We start from the raw sequence: 18,896 nt of genomic DNA on the forward strand, positions 1-18,896 counted from the left end.
TAAATTAACTAAATTGGCGTTAAACAGGTTGTGAATGCCCACACTTGTTTAGCGCCGGCCTTCTTTAAAGCCTGAGTTGCGGCATTTAATGTTGCGCCGGTTGTCATAATGTCATCAACAATAGCGACTGTTTTACCGCTCATATCTTCAGTACATATAAATGCATTGGTTAGATTTTTAATACGTTTTGCTTTAGTGAGCTGCGATTGCGCATGGGTTTTTTTATTACGAATAAGCGCATTATTTAAAACAACGCGAGAGCACAAACAAGGGTGCCATACTTGGCTTACTTGATTAAAACCTCGCTTTAAAAACCGGCTTTTATGCAAAGGTAAAATTATAAATAGATCAGGAGATTGCGTGCTGTATTTAAAAAACGCATTGAGCTGCCTGTGTACAACCTGCTGAAGTGCTTTTTTGTAATGTATTTGGTTACTAAATTTAAGTTGGGTTAGCCACTGCTCAAATGGAGGGCGGTAAAAAGCGCAAGCAAATAACCTGTCAAATTCGCAGTTAGGAAACATATCAACAATATCAGGTCGGTGAAGTAAATTTGGGTGTTTAGTTACATCTAGTAATGCTAAATCTTCTAAGCAATATTCGCATAAACCTAGGCTTGCACTTACAGGGCTTTTGCACTGTACGCAATACGACGGGAACAGCCAGTTAAACAGACCTTTCATGAGATAGTGCCTTCCATTGCAATCATCTTTTTAAACGTTATTATGAGCCTAAGTTTGGTTAAGAATATGCAAATATGCAAAAAGAGTTAGTACTTTTACATGGTTGGGGAATGAATCAAGGCGTTTGGCAACTCATACAGCCAGAGCTTGAAAACTTATATACAGGAGAAGTGCGTAGCCTTGATTTGCCTGGGTTTGGTAATAGCGCAACCACATTACCAACCCCGTATAATTTGCATGATGCCGCTATGCAATTAAGCCAACAGTTAAAACCTCATTCTATTTTAATGGGGTGGTCTTTAGGTGGTTTGTTTGCTCTATACATTGCAAAGCATTGGCCTGAAAAAGTATCGAAGGTTATTTTAGTCGCATCGACACCTTATTTTGCAGAGCAGGGTGAATGGCCGGGAATTAGTGAAAAAGTACTAACTCAGTTTAAGGACCAATTGGTTAATCATAGAGAAAAAACCATTGAACGCTTTTTGGCTATTCAGGCTATGGGAAGTGAGTCAGCGAGAGATGACATAAAGCAGCTTAAACAATTGCTAAATCAATATTCAGCACCCAACAGTGAGGCGTTAACCGCCGGTTTAGATATTTTACAAAATGATGATTTACGCGATTTATTTGCAACGTGTCCGGTAAAAATTATGGGTGTATTTGGTCGCTTAGATGCATTAGTGCCGTATAAAGCAATAGCTAAAATGTCAGTACTAAATGCTGAGTTTGAATACCAAGTAATAGATAAAGCATCTCATGCTCCGTTTATTTCTCACAAAAATGAGTTTTTATCTATCGTTAAATCAATGCTTTAAAAATGCGACGATAATTGCGTCCCGTAAAGCTTTATTTTGCGCACAAACTGAGCGATAATTAAACAATATTTAAGTGGTGGAGGTTTACCATGTCAATCGGATCTGTATTTAATAATGGTGTCGAAGGGTTTAACCGTGCAAGCCAAGGTATTGAAAAGGCCAGCGCAGAAATCAACCGTGCCAGTATAGAACAGCAAGATGATGCGCAACTTGCACAACAGCGACAGTTAGTTGCAGCAACGCCGGACGAAGCAGTAACAGCGCCGGTTGCTCAGCCTGCGCGTATTGACGAATCACTTGTTAACCTAAAAGTTGAAGAATTTAACGCTAAAGCTAATGCGCAAACAATTCAAACAGCTGATGACGTACTAGGTACGTTAGTCGATATTAAAGTGTAATGTAATGAATATTGTCACGCCATTTCCATCAATCAATATAAACACAGCTAATGTTTATACGGAAACCGCTCGTCGTGACAATCAACTGCGGGAAGTCATTCCTGCTCCTTCTGCAAATAGCGCAAGTAATACCGAAACCAAAGCGCAAAGCGATGCTGAAAAAGCTAAATTACCGGGCAATAATGAAGGTACAACATATAGCGCGTCGGGTAAGTTAGCTGACGAAAAAGTGGTTCAAGCGCGCGACGATGAAAACGCCGAGAATCCAGAGGAGTCTGAAGAGCAAAAAGCGCAGCAACAAGAGTCTGAACAAGAACAGCAAGTTTTAGAGCAAGAGCAGCAGCAAATAAAAGAGCTAAAAGCGCGCGATACTGAAGTGCGTATTCACGAACAAGCGCATGCTTCTGTAGGCGGTAAATATGCGGGTTCGCCAAGTTACGAATATCAACGTGGCCCTGACGGCACTAACTATGCAGTGGGCGGCGAGGTGCAAATTGACGTTGCTGAAATTCCAGGTGATCCCCAAGCAACCATAGAAAAAATGCAAACGGTTAGAGCTGCAGCCCTAGCTCCAGCGGAGCCTTCGGGTGCTGATCGATCAATAGCGGCAGACGCAACTCAAAAGCTGGTAGCAGCTCAGGCTGAACTTGCAGCGCCTCAAAATGAGGAAGACGACAGCGCTGAAAGCAATAGTAAAGCGTCATTCACAAGCAGTGAAGCTCAAGAAACTAAAACGGCAGAAAGTGAAGAGCAAACACGAGATGCAGACGTGGAAGCACGCGCAGGACGAATTGCTAATTTTTATCAAATGGCAACTTCGCCATCCACACAAAGTGGTTTTTCAGCAATCTCTTAGCAATAGCCTGAACTCCGAATATTAAACTCTCCTCAATAAATTGCTTTTAATGCTTACTGATTTGAATAAAAAAAACCGCTTTCGCGGTTTTTTATTTTAAAGCGTAGAGCGCTTTCCGATTTTTACTTAAAAGCTAAACAAGCTATATGGCCTGCTATTTTTTTACTTTGGCATTCGCAAATGCATCGGCAAACGCGTTACCCATAACCGCATTACCGCTATCACGTTTAGGTTTAGCAGCTTTTGGTTGCGCATTGTTAGTGCGCGTCTGTTGTTTTTGTGCAGCAGGGGCTGGCTTGTTGCTGGTGTCTATTTCGTCGTTTAAACGCATGGTAAAGCTAATACGTTTACGCGAAGCATCAACCTCCACTACTTTAACTTTTACAATGTCGCCCGCTTTAACTACTTCGCGAGGATCAGATATAAACTTATTCGTAATCGCCGAAATATGCACTAACCCATCTTGGTGAACACCTACATCTACAAACGCACCAAAGTTAGCAACATTCGATACAACACCCTCTAAAATCATACCTGGTTTTAGGTCACTTATTTTCTCTACACCTGCTTTAAACTCAGCCGTTTTAAACTCTGGACGTGGATCGCGACCCGGCTTATCAAGCTCAGTAATAATATCGGTAACCGTAGGTAAACCAAATTTTTCGTTGGTGTAGTCGTTAGCAACGAGCTTGTTTAAAAATTCGCTGTTACCAATTAATGTGGTTACTTCTGCGTTGTTTTTTTCGCAAATTTGCTTAACAACAGGGTAGGCTTCAGGGTGAACTGATGAGTTATCAAGTGGGTCGCTGCCATTGTTAATTCGTAAGAAACCAGCAGCTTGTTCAAATGCTTTTGGCCCTAAGCGTTCTACTTTTTTTAGCTCACTACGTTTTGTAAATGATCCATTGGAATCGCGGTAATTTACAATGTTTTGCGCTAAGGTTTTGTTTAATCCTGATACGCGTGTAAGTAAAGGAACCGACGCCATATTTAAATCAACACCTACCGAGTTTACACAGTCTTCAACAACGGCTGTAAGTGTTTGTCCGAGTTGGCTTTGCGACACATCGTGTTGATATTGCCCTACACCAATTGATTTAGGCTCTATTTTAACAAGTTCAGCAAGCGGATCCTGCAAGCGACGTGCAATCGATACCGCGCCACGTAATGACACATCTAAGTCAGGAAATTCGTTAGCTGCAAATTCAGATGCTGAGTAAACCGACGCGCCAGCTTCGCTCACCATAATTTTATTAAGTTTTAACTCGGTATTTGCTTTCATTAGCTCAGCAACCAATTTGTCTGACTCGCGCGACGCTGTACCGTTACCAATGGCAATAAGTTCTACTTTGTGTTGGCGGCAAAGTTGCTCTAATGTACGCAGTGATTTATCCCAATGGTTTTGCGGGGCATGAGGGAAAATAGTTTGCGTAGTTAGCAGTTTACCTGTGCTGTCTACAACAGCAATTTTACAACCGGTACGTAAACCGGGATCAAGACCAAGTGTTGTGCGTGGACCTGCAGGTGCCGCCATTAGTAAGTCTTTTAAGTTTTTAGCAAATACATCAATAGCGCCTGCTTCTGCTTTTTCGCGCATGGCTGCAAAAAATTCGTTTTCTAAGTGTAAACCTAGCTTAATTTTCCAAGCCCATTGCACCACGCTTAAAAGCCAAGCACTCGCTGTTTGGTCGGTAATATTTAAGCGGTAGTGCTGTGCAATCATATTTGCACAAAGTTGAGCAGGGTTTTCAGAACTTGGCTCTGGGTTTACATTTAATTGAAGTATGCCTTCGTTGCGAGCTCGCAGCATAGCTAATGCACGATGAGAAGGTACTTTAGTAAGTAGCTCCTGATGATCGAAGTAATCGCGATATTTAGTGCCCGCTTGTTCTTGACCTTTAATTACCGTGCTTTGTATTGCACCGTTTTGGCTTATGTGACTTCTTAATTTAGCGAGTAATTTTGCATCTTCGGCAAAACGCTCCATTAAAATAAATTTAGCACCATCAAGCACGGCTTTTGTGTCATCAAAGCCTTTATCAGCATTAATGTACTGCTCCGCGTGTTGCTCAGGATTTAAACTCGCGTCGGTAAATAACGCATCGGCTAGGGGCTTTATGCCTGCTTCTATAGCTATTTGGCCTTTGGTGCGGCGTTTTGCTTTATATGGAAGATATAAATCTTCGAGTTCTGTTTTACTTTGCGCGCTAGTGATATCGGCTTTGAGCTCTGCGGTGAGCTTCTTTTGAGATTCGATAGTCGACAAAATAAAGCTACGACGCTCTTCAAGTTCTCGAAGGTAAGATAAACGCTGCTCTAGCAAGCGCAATTGAGTGTCATCTAAACCGCCGGTGACTTCTTTTCTGTAGCGGGCAATAAAGGGAACAGTTGCGCCTTCATCAAGTAATTTTGTTGCAGCAACAACTTGTTGTTGTTGTGCATTTAGCTCACTGGCTAAACGTGCAGAGATATCGCTCATGCAAAAACCTTTTTAAACAAAAAATAAGACCAGAAATAAATATCTGGGTCGGCTAATTGCTTGAATAATATCACATGAAGTTGTAATAAAAAGCTCTTAAAGCAAGCTATTTAACTTGCTTTAAGACGGTTGCTTTGGTTGAGACAGTTAAGCGATAAAACAGCCTCTAATGAGGGTGGTCTACGCTTTCTAGTACGTCGCTAAACGAAGTGGCAATTGGGCTAATATGCAGCGGAATATGCAATGTTTTAGCAATTTGGCGAGCTGAAATTAATCCACATATTTCGTTATTGGCTGTTGTTACTAATAAAAACATCGTCCCTTGATGCTCCATTGTTTGCAAAGCATCGCCCACACAGGCATAACTTAAGCTTTGCATGCTGACACCCATTAGCTGGTTTATTGGGGTCATTACATGGCGAAGGCTCACTTCATTTCGCGGTGTATTTAAACGTTGAGCAATAATAGTAATTTTAGCACTTTGTAAATCAGCACTTGAAACAATACCTATTAGCTTGTGGTCGTCATCCATTACTAATACAAAGTCAGACTGCTGGCTGCTCGTTTGTTTTAGGGCCTCAGCAATTGTTGTTTCGTGCTGTGCTCGAACAGGTGTTTTTTGCGTAAAGTTATTCACCATTTTTAAAGCGGGTGAGGCCAAATCGATTAACGGTTGATTGTCAGCAAATGATTTTGCAATAACACCATGAGAGATATTTTGGGTACGTAATTCTTTAAAGTTAGACATAATATCCACCTATTAGTTAAAAATTTAATTAAATTGAAAGTAATAAATTAAATTAAATAACAGGGGGTCCACGTTGGTACGCAGTGCTAAACGGTCTGCTAAAAGATGAACTCTTGTAAAAAGAGTGAGCGCCTTTAGGGAGTGGTTGAGCTGCCTTAAGGGAAGTGACATCAACAAATGAATCTTCGTCAAAGTCAGGAGTTGCCTGATCGGGAATATCTAAGGCAATTAAATTATTTAAAACGGTTGGGTGTTCAAGGTTGGTGTTTTGGTTGGTGGCATGCAAAGTCAAACTCACACTCATAAAAAGTGCAAACAATACGGCATTACTAAATATGCGCTGTACTACGTTTGACATAACCATTACAACCTTTGCTAATCCCACATTAAAATTATGTGCGAGCTATTTATATATAGCCTAATGCGATAATTTAAACAATCAAAAGTTAATATGATCTGAATCAAATGCTACTTAGTCGTTTTTTGATACTCAATTGAGTTTATGTACCACTCTTTTTTTCCCTGCGGTGTCATTACTTCAAAATCGTCATCGACTTGTTTTTTAATAAGCGCCCGGGCCATGGGTGAGTCGATAGAAATATAGTCTTTTCGGTCATAAATTTCGTCTGGGCCCACAATTCTGAACTTTTTTATGTCGCCTTGCTCATTTTCTATTTCGACCCACGCACCAAAAAATACTTTTCCGTCTTGCACGGGGGAGTAATCAATAATATTTAAATCGGGAATACGCTTTCGCAAATAGCGAACACGTCGGTCTATTTGGCGCAGCAGTCGCTTATTATATTGATAGTCGGCATTTTCAGAGCGATCGCCTAAGCTTGCTGCCCAGCTGACTATTTTTGTTACTTCAGGGCGTTTTACATTCCACAGGTGATCGTGTTCTTGTTGTAGTTGCAAGTAGCCTTCACGGGTAATTAAATTTGTTTTCATCGACTTTTAATTATTAGCTTCAATGATGGGCACGGTAATAAACTTAGAAAAATTTGTCGAGCTTAAAGTGTTTAAAGCAGCCATTATTGTTGTTTGAAATGTTCAGTAACAATCTAAGGCTTTAATTAGTTTTTGATTATTTGTTTTTTCATTTATATTAATACTTAATTGGATATAAAAATAAGAAACAGGTAATGGGACACGAAACGACAAAAGTATTGGTTGTAGACGACGATATGCGCTTACGCAGCTTATTAGAACGTTATTTAGTAGAGCAAGGTTTTATTGTTAGAACCGCCGCAAACTCAGAGCAAATGGATAGGCTTTTAGAGCGTGAAAACTTTCACTTAATGGTTCTCGACTTAATGCTTCCCGGTGAAGATGGCTTATCTATTTGCCGTAGGTTACGCCAAAAAGAAAACGAAATCCCTATTGTTATGCTCACCGCAAAGGGCGACGAAGTCGATCGTATCATTGGCTTAGAGCTTGGCGCAGATGATTACATTCCAAAGCCATTTAATCCTCGTGAGTTACTTGCGCGCATTAAAGCCATATTACGCCGCCGCGCTAAAGAAGTGCCAGGTGCGCCCGCCGCAGAAGAAAACCTAATTGCCTTTGGTAAATTTACACTTAATTTAGCCACTCGTGAAATGAGCGAAGGCGATAAAACAATATCGCTAACCAGCGGCGAGTTTGCCGTACTTAAAGCGCTTGTGTCACACCCAAGAGAGCCGCTTAGCCGCGATAAACTCATGAACTTAGCGCGTGGCCGAGATTACAGTGCTCTAGAGCGCAGTATTGATGTGCAAGTGTCGCGCCTTCGCCGCATGATTGAAATTGATGCGGCTAACCCGCGTTATATTCAAACTGTGTGGGGCTTAGGGTACGTGTTTGTTCCTGACGGTGAAAAGTAGTTTTTATGGGATTTTTTCCGCGTAGCGCGTTTGGGCAAACTGTATTTTTGGTGGCGGCGTTATTACTTATAAACCAAGTTGTGTCTTATGTAACAGTCAGTTTATATGTTGTAAAACCGACCATAGAGCAAGTTAACTTAATGCTTGCTAAGCAAGTTAAAACTGTTTTTATTGACTGGGAAGACGGTATAGAAATAAACGACGACTTATCAGAAAAGTTTTTTGAAATAACCGGTATTGATGTGATGACCCAGCGCGAAGCCATGCGCCAAGGGCTTGGTCAAACCCGTGAATACCCCATGCTTTCACGTAGTATGTCTGCGCAGTTAAATGGCTCGGCGCGGGTGCGTATTACGCAAACTGGCCCGCTTGTTTACTGGATAGAGGCCCCGCAAGCGCCTGGCTATTGGGTTAAAATTCCGCTTTCAGGGTATCAAGAAAACAACCTCGAATTTTTAACGTTTTACTTATCAAGTATTGGCTTTTTGAGTGTACTAGGTGGTTGGTTATTTGCACGCCACCTAAACCGCCCGCTTAAAGCACTGCAACAAGCGGCAGTAAAAGTAGGTAAAGGCGATTTTAGCACCAAGCTAGAAGAAGAAGGCTCTACTGAAGTAATCGAAGTAACGCGTGCGTTTAACCAAATGTCGCGCGGTATCGCTGCCCTTGAAAACGACCGCCGTTTACTTATGGCGGGTGTGTCTCACGATTTACGCACACCACTTACCCGCATTCGTTTAGCAACCGAGATGATGAGCGACCAAGACGAGTATCTTCGCGAAGGGATTATTTACGATATTGAAGATATGAACGGTATTATCGATCAATTTATTGAATATTTACGTCACCACAAACGCGAAGAACTCAGTTGTGAAGATATAAATGCGTTAGTGGGTGAAGTCGTTAATTGCGAGTTAAAGCATCAGCGTTCTATTACCTTTAAAAGTAACCCAAGTATAGAGAGTATTCCGCTCAGCAGCGTGGCTATAAAGCGTGTTGTAACTAACATGATTGAAAATGCAATTCGTTATTCTGACGGCGATATAGAGGTACTTAGTTATTATAACTCTAATAAAAAGTATGTGGTTATTGCGGTAAACGATAATGGCCCAGGTATTCCTGAAAGTGAATTAGAGTCGGTATTTGAACCGTTTAAGCAAGGTGATGCTGCACGAGGCAGTGAGGGCAGTGGCCTAGGCCTTGCTATTATTAAGCGTATTGTTGATATGCACGACGGCAAAGTAAAACTTGAAAACCGGCCTGAAGGCGGCTTAAGTGCACAAATTTACCTGCCTATAAAAATACAAAACTCTGCACAGTAACCTGTGCAGAGTGTGCTATTTATAACACTGAAATATCTGTAAAACTGATGTAACCGTTAAGCTTAAAGTGCTTTAAAGCGGATGGCAGTGCCGCCGCTTGTTGCTAGCTTTAAAGTTAGCTTATCGTTTGCACTAACTACGCGCTTTTCGATATCTAAATCATACGGCTTGTTTTTCCATTCAGCGTTTTTGCCGTCTTGGTATATATGCGCTTCAAACTTTTTACCCTTTTCTAAAAAGTCGAGTTTTACCTCAATGGTGCGGGCTTTTTCGTCAGTCACTGCACCTAAGTACCAATCGTTTCCTGAGTATTTACCGCGTTTTCGTTCTTTACGAGCGAATACAATAAAGTCGCCCACCTCGCCATCAAGCGCAATACTCTGCTGCCAATCGGTTGGTACATCTTGAATAAACTGAAAAGCATCGGGTTTAGCTAAGTAGTTTTTAGGTAGGTCGGCGGCCATTTGGATCGGGCTATACAGCACAACATACAGCGCAAGTTGCTTGGCTAGTGTTGTTTGCGGGCGGTTTGTATCATCGCCTAAGCCATTAAAGCCCATATCAAATATACCGGGAGTAAAGTCCATTGGCCCTGCCAGCATACGGGTAAACGCAAGCATAGGGATATGCTCTGGCGGGTTAGGCGGTGTGCCCCATGCATTAAACTCTTGCCCACGTGCACCTTCGCGCGCAATCCAGTTGGGGTAGGTACGGCGCAGGCCAGTGTCTTTTATTGGTTCGTGAGTGTTAATACTAATTTTATGTTTAGCAGCGAGCTTTACGTTATAAAGGTATTCGTTAACCATAAATTGGCCGTCGTGCCACTCATGGCGGGCAATGCCGTTTTCATCTATGCGTTTTATGTTTCCGCCATCGGCCACATAGCCCGTTTTAACTTGGCTTACGTTTGACTTTTCGTAAAGGGCAAAGGCATCTTCCATTTGATTGCGATAGTTAGTTACATTGCCTGAGGTTTCGTGGTGGCCAATTAACTGCACCCCTTTTTGCTTACCGTAGCGGGTAAGCTCCTCAATATCGAAGTCGTCGTAGGGTTGTGTAAAGCTAAACACATCGCCATTAAAAAACCAGTCGCCATCCCAGCCTATGTTCCATCCTTCTACTAGCACGCCGTCAAAGCCATACTCTGCGGCAAAGTCCATGTAGTATTTGGTTGTTTGAGTTGTAGCACCGTGTTTTTCACCACTGCCCCATGTTTGCGTATTTATATGCATACCCCACCAAATACCGACGTATTTACCCGGTTTTACCCACGAAACATCACCTAATTTATTTGGCTCATTAAGGTTTAAAATAATATCGGAGTTAATCAGGTCGACCGCTTTGCTACCTATTTGAATAGTACGCCACGGTGTATTAAATGCGCCTTGCTTTTTTACTGCAATGCCGTCAGACCACGGTGTTAAATCAGCTTGAAAAACACCTGGTCGACGCTGGTTAAGGGTCATACCTGCATAATCGACAAGGGCTGCTTCGTGAATGCTAACGTGTACGCCCTCTTTGTTTTTAAACGTAAAAGGGGTGTGTACTAAGGGAGCGTCGTTAACTGGGGTGGTGTTATAAACATATTCGTAACGGTTCCAGCCTCGGGCTGGGATCCACCACGCTGTTGCACTTTGGCTGTCGGTAATGGCAAATTCGGTAAGTTCTTTTGTGATTTCTATATTTTCAAAACCGGGTTGCTTGGGTACTTCGTATCTAAAGCCCACGCCGTTGTTAAAGGCTCTAAATTTAACAGTAAATACGCCGCCTTGTGGTTTTTTAAATGTAACAGCAACTTCGTTATGGTTGTCGGTAACGGTTTGTCGTTCGCCCCAAGGTTGTTGCCACTGGGTGTTTTGTGTGTTTTTTTGTGTATGGGTTATTTTAAAGCCTTCGCTAAAAGGGGCTTGTTGTTTAAATTTAAAACCAAGCGCGGAGCTATTAATAACCGGTTTGTTTTTAAAGTCGATTGAATAGCTTGGGGTCGTTAATTCGTCAGAAATAGTTATTTTAATATTGCCGTTGGGCGATTGTAATATGGCTGTTTGTGCAAAACAGCTGCCCGAAAAAGCGAAAAGCAAAAGTGCTGATGTTCTCATTTAAGAGATCCTTACTGTGTCAGTGTGACTTATCAGAATAAAGGCTGTTGTTAACAAATACGAATATCTACATACGTATTCATTTATCAATAAAATAGAAAGAAATAAGTAATCTAATAGGTCTATACTGTAAATAATTTGAAAAATAAGAATAGTAAGATGATGTTCAAATATTTAACGTTAATTATAGTCATGTTATTAACTTGGCAGGCACAAGCGGTTTCTATCACGGTTAACAATAATAAAAATGAGCCTATGGCTGATGCCGTGGTGTGGCTGACTTCTGAGGTGCTTTCTAGTCAATCCAGCCAAGCAGATACACTTTATTCTATGGTGCAAAAAGATAGGGAGTTTACGCCGCGTATTTTAGTTGTACCACAAAATGCAAAAGTGGAATTTCCAAACGCCGATTCAATTTTGCATCATGTGTACTCGTTTTCTGAGGCAAAAACGTTTGAATTAAAGTTATATAAGGAACAACCCAAGGCGCCATTGGTGTTTGATCAAACCGGTGTTGTTGAGTTGGGATGTAACATTCATGACTGGATGCTTGGTTATATTGTGGTTGTTGATAGCCCTATTTTTGATATTACCGATAACAGCGGACATGTAAATTTAACCGTAGAGCCAGGTGAGTACACACTTAATGTTTGGCATTCAGGGTTTGGCGATATAAGCCATGTTGAGTCTAAAAAAGTAACCATAGGGCAAGCTCCATTTATTTATAAAGTGAAGCAAGCCATAACCGAGCAGTTTGATTTTGCTACGGATGAATTTGATGATTATTAACCACATGCTCAAATATGCGGTTGTTAGTGGTGTGCTTTTATTTAGCGCGTCAATCAGTGCACAGGTTAAGGGGCTGCTACAAGTGCGTGCAGTTCAAGGTGATGCGCTAAAAAGTTTTCAAGACGGAGGCACCGGCTTATACCGACACGATGCTAAAAACGATGGCGTTTTATTATCGCAAGGTATTATTGACGTGCGCGCCGATTTAGCAACAAGTTGGTCTGCTCATGGGGTGTTAAACGTTAATCAGGACCCTGATGTAGGTTTAGGTTTAACACAAGCCTATTTTACATATAAACCATTAACTAGTAGCGCTTATAAGTGGCATGTACGAGTGGGTGGGTTTTATCCACTAATGTCGTTAGAGAACCCAGATATTGGCTGGACATCTCCTTACAACTATACCAATTCAGCAATTAATAGTTGGATAGGTGAAGAGCTTAGAACCGTTGGCGCAGAGGTAACAATAAAACGCCCCGCTAAACGTTTTAACAGCCCGCATAGTTTTAGTTTAGTGGGTGCAACATTTAAAGGTAACGACCCTACAGGCACGTTACTATCTTGGCGTGGCTTTGCCATGCACGACAGGCAAACTACATTTAACGAAGGTATTAGGTTTGCACCCGTTGCAGCACTTAGCGAATATGCATTGCGTTGGCAGGCAAATCAGGTTTTACCATTTGAAGAAGTTGATGGGCGCTTTGGTTATTACCTTGGTGTTCACTGGGATTATTTAAAACAATCACAATTTAGAGTTTATTATTACGACAATAATGGCGATCCAACTAAACTGAACATTAGCTCAGGACAATATGCATGGAATACACGTTTTACCAGTGCTGCATGGTTATATAAATTTAATAATAAAACGCGTTTTATAACACAGGTACTAAGCGGTAAAACCGAAATGGGGCATAGCAAATTAATAGATAACGACTTTTACAGCCATTATTTAATGCTAAGCCATAAAGAAGGTAAGCATAGAATATCGTTGCGGTACGATTACTTTAAAGTAACCGATAACGACACGACGGTATTTGACCCAAATGCAAGCAATGGCGAAGGGGTAACAGCTTCTTGGCGTTACGCGTTTAGCAAACATGGTCAAATTGGTATTGAAGGCTCAGCACTAAAAAGTTTTGTAGACAATAGAGCTGCAATGGGGCTGCAGCAGCGAGCTTCGCAGCAGCAAGTAATGATTAACACGCAATGGAAGTTTTAGGTTTTATCAACCTACTGCAATTTTGGGTTTAATTTGTAAGAGGCGTTTAGGGCCTTGCAGGGTGATAAAATGAATTTGCATAGTATTCGCGTTAAAGTGTCGTTTCCGATAGTTGTTTTAGGACTTGCCATACTCTCGTTAATTGTGGGGTATACCTACTTAATAACCTTACAAAAAAATGCACTTGATGTGCAGTCTGAAAAATTTATTAAGGCGTTGTCTCTTGCTTTAAACGCAGACCGCGACCTATATCAAGCTAAAGTGGCCGAATTAAATTTAGTAACTAATTCAAAAAATACAGAAAAGTACCAGGCAGAGCACGAAGAAAATGCAATGCAAGTTACTGATAAACTTAATCAGTATTTATCTTTAATGAAAGATTACCCCAGTATAGCTAAAGAGCTAAATGGCTTTGAAAACGATTTTAATGCTTGGCTTGCAGCGTCAAAAAGCTACATGGCTGATAAAAATAGCCAAGCTAAACAAAAGAATTCGGATCAAGCATTTGCCACTTTAAGGATTAAGCTTGATAAAGCCGGTGAGCTGGCTGAAAAAACCTCGGAGCAAGAAATAATCACGCTTTCATCCAATATCATTTCAACAAAAATGATGATGCTGACAGTGGTTACTATTATTTTAATTGCAGCGAGTTGGTTTAGTTACAGTGTACCTAAACAACTTACTCGCCAAATTAATTATGTAACTAAGCGTATTAGTGATATTGCCTCAGGAGATGGCGATTTAACTGGCCGAATACAAGTAACGTCTAAAGATGAGTTTTCTGACTTAGCCACCGAATTTAATACTTTTTTAGATAATTTACAGCAATTAATACGCGATATATTAGAGCAATCTAAAGAGTTAAATGGTTTAGGTGTTGAGCTTAGCAAAGTGGCCTCCCAAAATAACAGTGTAAACCAAGCCTTGGGGCAAGCGTCAGAGTCTATTGTAAGCGCAGTGCATGAAATGAGCACTGCTAGCAAAGAGGTTGCAGGGGTTGCACAGCAGTCATCAAGCGAAGCCGATAATTCGTTAAAACTAGCGCAACAAGGGCTTAGTGCGGTGGCTAATTCTAGTTCGCGAATCACCTCTCTTTCTAGCAACATGGAGCAAGCTATGGCGCGCTCTACTGAGTTGCAACAAAGTTCTGACAACATCGCCAAAGTCCTTGAGGTGATTCGTGCCATAGCAGAACAAACAAACTTATTAGCACTTAATGCAGCAATAGAGGCGGCACGTGCTGGCGAATACGGACGAGGCTTTGCGGTTGTGGCTGACGAAGTAAGGACGCTCGCTACGCGCACACAAGATAGTACCAACGATATTCAACAAATGATTGAGTTGTTTGCATCGAGTGTATCGCAGTCGATTAATGCCATAGGTGAGAGTAAGCAATTTGCAGATGATGCTGTGGAATCGTTTTCGCAAACTAACGATATACTCAATGCCATGCAAAGTTCATCTACTAAAGTAAACGATATGGCTATGCAAACTGCGCAAGCAACCGAAGAGCAAACAACGGTTTCTGATGAAATAAGCCATAACTTATCATCACTTAACGATCAAACCTTAGAGGGTGGGTCGCTGGCGCGCACAACGCAAGATGTATCAAATAAAATGGAGCAGTTAACAGACGAGCTTAATCGATTAGTTAACCGGTTTAAGGTTTAACGTAACAAAAAGGGAGCGTGTAGAGCTCCCTTTGTAGAATATTAACACTGATTATTTTTTATCAAACGCGCGTTTCATAAAGTTAGGTGTTGCTAAAGCCCCATGGTGAATACCACTGTTGTAGTATTCACTTTGCGTTGCAACGTGTGCTGCGCCGTCTTCTCTAAAACCATTAAAGGTTTCAGACTTACGGGCAAGTGTTACCGACCATAAACCACTTGGGTAAATAGGCTGAGGGAATGGCAATGTTTGTAAATCGTTAAAACCAACGCTTAACATCGCTTCACGCATTTCAACCAGTAGTGGCATATGCATAAGTGGCGATTCGCTTTGTTGCACTAAAATACCGCCAGGGCGAAGTGCGTTTAAGCAGCTAGTGTAAAATGCATGGTTAAATAAACCTTCACCTGGGCCTACTGGGTCGGTGCCATCAACAATAACAACGTCGATAGACTCGCCAGCCACTTCGCGCATGTACTTAATGCCATCGTCAAACATAACTGTAGCGCGTGCATCGTTATTAGATTCGCACAGCTCTGGGAAGTATTTTAACGACATTTGTGTGACTACTTCGTCTATGTCAATTTGCGTTACGCTTTCTACGCCAGGGTGTTTTAATACTTCACGTAACGTGCCGCAGTCGCCGCCGCCAATAATAACCACATTTTTAGGATTTGGGTGTGCTAAAAGTGCAGGGTGGCTGATCATTTCATGATAAAAAAAGTTTTCGCGGGTTGATACCATGGTACAACCGTCGATGATCATTAAATTACCAAAGTCTGTGGTTTCGAACATTTCTACTTTTTGAAAAGGAGACTGTTTTTCATCTAACTTTTTGTTAATGCGTAATGAAAATGCGCTGCCGTCGCGGTCGCTAATTTCAGTAAACCACTTACTTTGATCTAAGTTTGCCATAGTTGCTGATACACTTTTTAGGTTAAGGTAAAAAAAGGGCAATTCTGCCAGTGCTTGGCGGTTTGCTCAATGACATTTTAACTGATTTAGCGAATAAAGTTAGTGAGGAGTGAGTGAAAGTTCAATTTTTGTTAGCCTAGGGGATAGCGACGTATTAAAATGCGCCTTTATACCTAATTGACTAAAGAAGAGTTGCCATGACCTGGGGTTTAGAAACAGCACGTGCTACTTATAATGTTGCTCATTGGAGTGATGGCTATTTTGATATCAATGCACAAGGCGAATTGGTTGCCTACCCCGACGGCGATCAAAATAAAGCCGCAATCTCTTTAACAGACTTAACAGAGCAATTTAAACAACAAGGGCTAACATTGCCTGTTTTAGTGCGCTTTACCGACATTTTAAAAAATCGTGTAGATACGCTTACTAATGCTTTTACCAAAGCGCGCAGTAGCCGCGAATATAATGGCAAATACACCTGTGTTTATCCTATTAAAGTAAATCAGCAGCGCTCTGTGGTGAGTAAGTTATTGGCGCACCCAAGTGGTTTAGTTGGTCTTGAAGCGGGTTCAAAACCTGAGCTAATGGCTATTTTAGGTGTGGCAAAAGAGCCAATTACCATTGTATGTAACGGCTACAAAGACAGCGAATTTTTACGTTTAGCGTGTATTGGTCAGGCCATGGGGCACAGCGTAAAAATAGTGGTCGAAAAGCTATCAGAGCTAACCACCTTACTTGAAGAAATAGATAACTTAGGCATAGAGCCTGCAATTGGTATTCGCATTCGCTTAAATTCGGTGGGTAAAGGTAAGTGGCAAAATACCGGTGGCGAAAAAGGTAAGTTTGGTTTAACTGCAGGGCAAGTATTAAGCGCAGTAGAAGTACTTAAAAAACACAATAAATTACACTTAATGCAAATGGTGCATTTTCATATTGGCTCTCAAATTGCCAATATTCGTGATATACACCGCGCACTTCGTGAGTGTGCGCGTCACTTTGCAGAGCTAACGCAACTAGGCGTACCACTGAATACGGTTGATGTAGGTGGCGGTTTAGGCGTTGATTATGAAGGGTCGGGCTCTCGCAGTGCGTGCTCAATGAACTACACAGTGGAAGAATACGCCCGTAACGTAGTCAATGCGTTTGCGGAAGTGTGCGACCAACACGATTTAACCCATCCAGCGATTATTACCGAGTCAGGCCGCGCTTTAACCGCCCATCATGCGGTACTCATTACCGACGTAATTGACGTTGAAAAAGCACCCAATCATTTAAACCCTGAACCACCGCTTGAAAACAGCGTGTTAGTGCTTGATGAAATGTGGCAATGTTTACAGCGTTTGAATCCGCGTATGGCGCTCGAAATTTATCACGATGCGATGCACTTATTTAGCGAAGCACACGATCAGTACGTACACGGTTTAGTAAGCATGCTAGAGTGGGCGAAAATAGAGCAGCTTTACTTTACTATTTTGCATCGCGTGCGTGCGTCGCTTAGCAATAACGCGCGAGCTCACCGAGAAGTACTCGACGATTTAAATGAAAAGTTAGCCGATAAACTGTTTGTTAATTTTTCACTGTTTCAGTCGTTACCAGATGTATGGGGCATACAGCAGTTGTTTCCGGTTATGCCAATCGAAAACTTAACGCAACCCCTTACTCAGCGCGCCATTATTCAAGATATTACTTGTGACTCGGATGGGCAAATACGCGAATACGTTGAAGGTGCAGGTATTGAAACCAGCTTACCAATTCCTGAATATAAGCACGGCGAACAATACCACCTTGCTATGTTTATGGTTGGCGCGTATCAAGAAATATTAGGCGATTTACATAACCTATTTGGCGATACCGATTCAGTGCATGTTGAGCTAAACGACGACGGCTATGTATTAACCAATGCCATAAAAGGTGATAGCGTTAAGGATGTATTAAAGTTTGTTGATTACGATAGCGCTATTTTAGCCGAAAATTTTGCTTATCAAATTAATAAACTAGATGCCTCAGAGCAGTGTAAAGCGGGTTATTTAGCCGAGCTCAATGCGGGCCTTGAAGGTTATACCTATTTTGAAGATTAATTTTTAAGTATAAATGCGCAGTGTTTAATGCTGCGCACCGTTAAAGGAATAGAAGTAATGTCAGTTATTCGTAGTGTTTTTAGTCTTATTTTTTATGCATTAAACACACTTTTTTGGTTTATACCTATTTTTATTTGTGGCTTATTAAAGCTTATTCCTATTAAACCATTACAAAAGTTATTGAGTTGGGTTGCTAAACAGTGCGCCACTATTTGGGTGTCGTTCAATACCTTAAACCAGTTGTTACTTACACCAACAAAACTTAACGTGACGGGCTTGGATTCTCTGAAACTAAAAGATTGGTACTTGGTGATTGCCAATCATCAAAGCTGGGTAGACATTTTAGTATTACAGCGCGTATTTAATCGTAAAATTCCGTTTTTAAATTTCTTTTTAAAGAAAGAGCTTATTTATGTGCCTATTTTGGGCTTATGTTGGTGGGCGCTCGACTTTCCATTTATGACGCGCACGAGCAAAAGTCAGCTTAAAAAGAACCCTAAATTACGTGGCAAAGACTTAGAAACAACACGTAAAGCCTGCGAAAAATTTAAAGAAATGCCTGTAACGGTAGTTAACTTTGTTGAAGGTACGCGCTTTACACAAAGTAAACATGCAAAACAGCAAAGCCCATTTCCGCATTTATTAAAACCAAAAGCCGGTGGCATTGCCTTTGTTATGCAAGCAATGGGTGAGCAAATTTCTCAAGTAGTGAATGTTACTTTGCATTACCCTGACGGTATTCCTACGTTTATGGACTTTGCTGGCGGAAAAGTAAAAAATATTAATGTACACGTGAATGTCATGCCGGTAAGTGATGAGTTAATTGGTGATTACACGGGTGATTCTGAATTTAGAGTTCGTTTTCAAAGCGAGTTAAATCGTTTATGGGAAGAAAAAGAACAAACGTTGCAATCACTTGACGCCCCAACAAGTACAAAATAACACGGTGAGCTTAC

General features: G+C 41.3%; 17 protein-coding genes. 10 read left to right on the forward strand and 7 right to left on the reverse strand.

Annotated features, from left to right (window positions below):
* Positions 1 to 8 precede the first annotated feature (8 nt).
* Positions 9 to 683 carry a ComF family protein gene (locus tag ATS72_RS12335; RefSeq protein ID WP_006793797.1) on the reverse strand — a complete coding sequence of 225 codons (675 nt, stop codon included), beginning with the start codon at positions 681 to 683 and terminating at the stop codon, positions 9 to 11.
* A gap of 74 nt (positions 684 to 757) precedes the next feature.
* Between ATS72_RS12335 and bioH the strand changes: the two genes are divergently transcribed.
* The 3 genes from bioH to ATS72_RS12350 all read left to right on the forward strand — a co-directional run bounded on the left by bioH (position 758) and on the right by ATS72_RS12350 (position 2,752).
* Positions 758 to 1,498: a pimeloyl-ACP methyl ester esterase BioH gene (bioH, locus tag ATS72_RS12340; RefSeq protein ID WP_058430122.1), complete on the forward strand. Its 741-nt coding sequence runs from the start codon at positions 758 to 760 to the stop codon at positions 1,496 to 1,498.
* A gap of 89 nt (positions 1,499 to 1,587) precedes the next feature.
* The gene (locus ATS72_RS12345; protein ID WP_006793799.1) at positions 1,588 to 1,896 is read left to right on the forward strand and encodes a hypothetical protein; all 309 of its coding nucleotides are present in this window, start codon (positions 1,588 to 1,590) and stop codon (positions 1,894 to 1,896) included.
* Between the two features lie 4 nt (positions 1,897 to 1,900).
* Positions 1,901 to 2,752 carry a putative metalloprotease CJM1_0395 family protein gene (locus tag ATS72_RS12350; protein WP_058430123.1) on the forward strand — a complete coding sequence of 284 codons (852 nt, stop codon included), beginning with the start codon at positions 1,901 to 1,903 and terminating at the stop codon, positions 2,750 to 2,752.
* Between the two features lie 154 nt (positions 2,753 to 2,906).
* Here ATS72_RS12350 and ATS72_RS12355 read toward each other — a convergent pair whose 3' ends face one another.
* The 4 genes from ATS72_RS12355 to greB form a co-directional block, all read right to left on the reverse strand.
* Positions 2,907 to 5,231, reverse strand: coding sequence for a Tex family protein (locus tag ATS72_RS12355; protein WP_058430124.1), 2,325 nt, complete (start codon positions 5,229 to 5,231; stop codon positions 2,907 to 2,909).
* A 166-nt stretch (positions 5,232 to 5,397) separates the two neighbouring features.
* Positions 5,398 to 5,979 carry a CBS domain-containing protein gene (locus tag ATS72_RS12360; protein WP_058430125.1) on the reverse strand — a complete coding sequence of 194 codons (582 nt, stop codon included), beginning with the start codon at positions 5,977 to 5,979 and terminating at the stop codon, positions 5,398 to 5,400.
* 52 nt (positions 5,980 to 6,031) lie between these two features.
* Positions 6,032 to 6,337: a hypothetical protein gene (locus ATS72_RS12365; protein WP_058430153.1), complete on the reverse strand. Its 306-nt coding sequence runs from the start codon at positions 6,335 to 6,337 to the stop codon at positions 6,032 to 6,034.
* A 110-nt stretch (positions 6,338 to 6,447) separates the two neighbouring features.
* Complete coding sequence (greB, locus tag ATS72_RS12370) at positions 6,448 to 6,930, reverse strand: transcription elongation factor GreB (RefSeq protein ID WP_058430126.1); 483 nt, start codon at positions 6,928 to 6,930, stop codon at positions 6,448 to 6,450.
* A gap of 194 nt (positions 6,931 to 7,124) precedes the next feature.
* Between greB and ompR the strand changes: the two genes are divergently transcribed.
* Together ompR and envZ are read left to right on the forward strand one after the other, a co-directional pair.
* Positions 7,125 to 7,844, forward strand: a complete 720-nt coding sequence (gene ompR, locus ATS72_RS12375) for an osmolarity response regulator transcription factor OmpR (protein WP_006793806.1) — start codon at positions 7,125 to 7,127, stop codon at positions 7,842 to 7,844.
* A gap of 5 nt (positions 7,845 to 7,849) precedes the next feature.
* Positions 7,850 to 9,166: a two-component system sensor histidine kinase EnvZ gene (envZ, locus tag ATS72_RS12380; RefSeq protein WP_006793807.1), complete on the forward strand. Its 1,317-nt coding sequence runs from the start codon at positions 7,850 to 7,852 to the stop codon at positions 9,164 to 9,166.
* A 62-nt stretch (positions 9,167 to 9,228) separates the two neighbouring features.
* Here envZ and ATS72_RS12385 read toward each other — a convergent pair whose 3' ends face one another.
* A complete protein-coding gene (locus ATS72_RS12385) occupies positions 9,229 to 11,265 on the reverse strand; it encodes a glycoside hydrolase family 97 protein (RefSeq protein WP_058430127.1) in 2,037 nt (678 codons plus the stop codon).
* 162 nt (positions 11,266 to 11,427) lie between these two features.
* Between ATS72_RS12385 and ATS72_RS12390 the strand changes: the two genes are divergently transcribed.
* From ATS72_RS12390 to ATS72_RS12400, 3 genes are all read left to right on the forward strand, one after another.
* Positions 11,428 to 12,054, forward strand: a complete 627-nt coding sequence (locus tag ATS72_RS12390) for a methylamine utilization protein (RefSeq protein WP_033025471.1) — start codon at positions 11,428 to 11,430, stop codon at positions 12,052 to 12,054.
* Positions 12,044 to 13,276: a hypothetical protein gene (locus tag ATS72_RS12395; RefSeq protein ID WP_058430128.1), complete on the forward strand. Its 1,233-nt coding sequence runs from the start codon at positions 12,044 to 12,046 to the stop codon at positions 13,274 to 13,276. Before ATS72_RS12390 ends, ATS72_RS12395 begins: the two co-directional genes overlap by 11 nt.
* A 69-nt stretch (positions 13,277 to 13,345) precedes the next feature.
* Complete coding sequence (locus ATS72_RS12400) at positions 13,346 to 14,947, forward strand: methyl-accepting chemotaxis protein (RefSeq protein ID WP_058430129.1); 1,602 nt, start codon at positions 13,346 to 13,348, stop codon at positions 14,945 to 14,947.
* A gap of 51 nt (positions 14,948 to 14,998) precedes the next feature.
* Here ATS72_RS12400 and speE read toward each other — a convergent pair whose 3' ends face one another.
* Positions 14,999 to 15,862, reverse strand: a complete 864-nt coding sequence (gene speE / locus ATS72_RS12405) for a polyamine aminopropyltransferase (protein ID WP_058430154.1) — start codon at positions 15,860 to 15,862, stop codon at positions 14,999 to 15,001.
* Positions 15,863 to 16,059: 197 nt separating this feature from the next.
* Between speE and speA the strand changes: the two genes are divergently transcribed.
* Both speA and ATS72_RS12415 read left to right on the forward strand, forming a co-directional pair.
* Entirely contained in the window at positions 16,060 to 17,940 is a 1,881-nt protein-coding gene (gene speA, locus ATS72_RS12410) for a biosynthetic arginine decarboxylase (RefSeq protein WP_058430130.1), read from the forward strand.
* A 57-nt stretch (positions 17,941 to 17,997) separates the two neighbouring features.
* Complete coding sequence (locus ATS72_RS12415; RefSeq protein ID WP_008129852.1) at positions 17,998 to 18,882, forward strand: acyltransferase; 885 nt, start codon at positions 17,998 to 18,000, stop codon at positions 18,880 to 18,882.
* The last annotated feature ends 14 nt before the right edge of the window (positions 18,883 to 18,896 follow it).

Source organism: Pseudoalteromonas sp. 13-15 (genome assembly GCF_001468205.2).
In the GTDB taxonomy this organism is placed as follows: domain Bacteria; phylum Pseudomonadota; class Gammaproteobacteria; order Enterobacterales; family Alteromonadaceae; genus Pseudoalteromonas; species Pseudoalteromonas marina.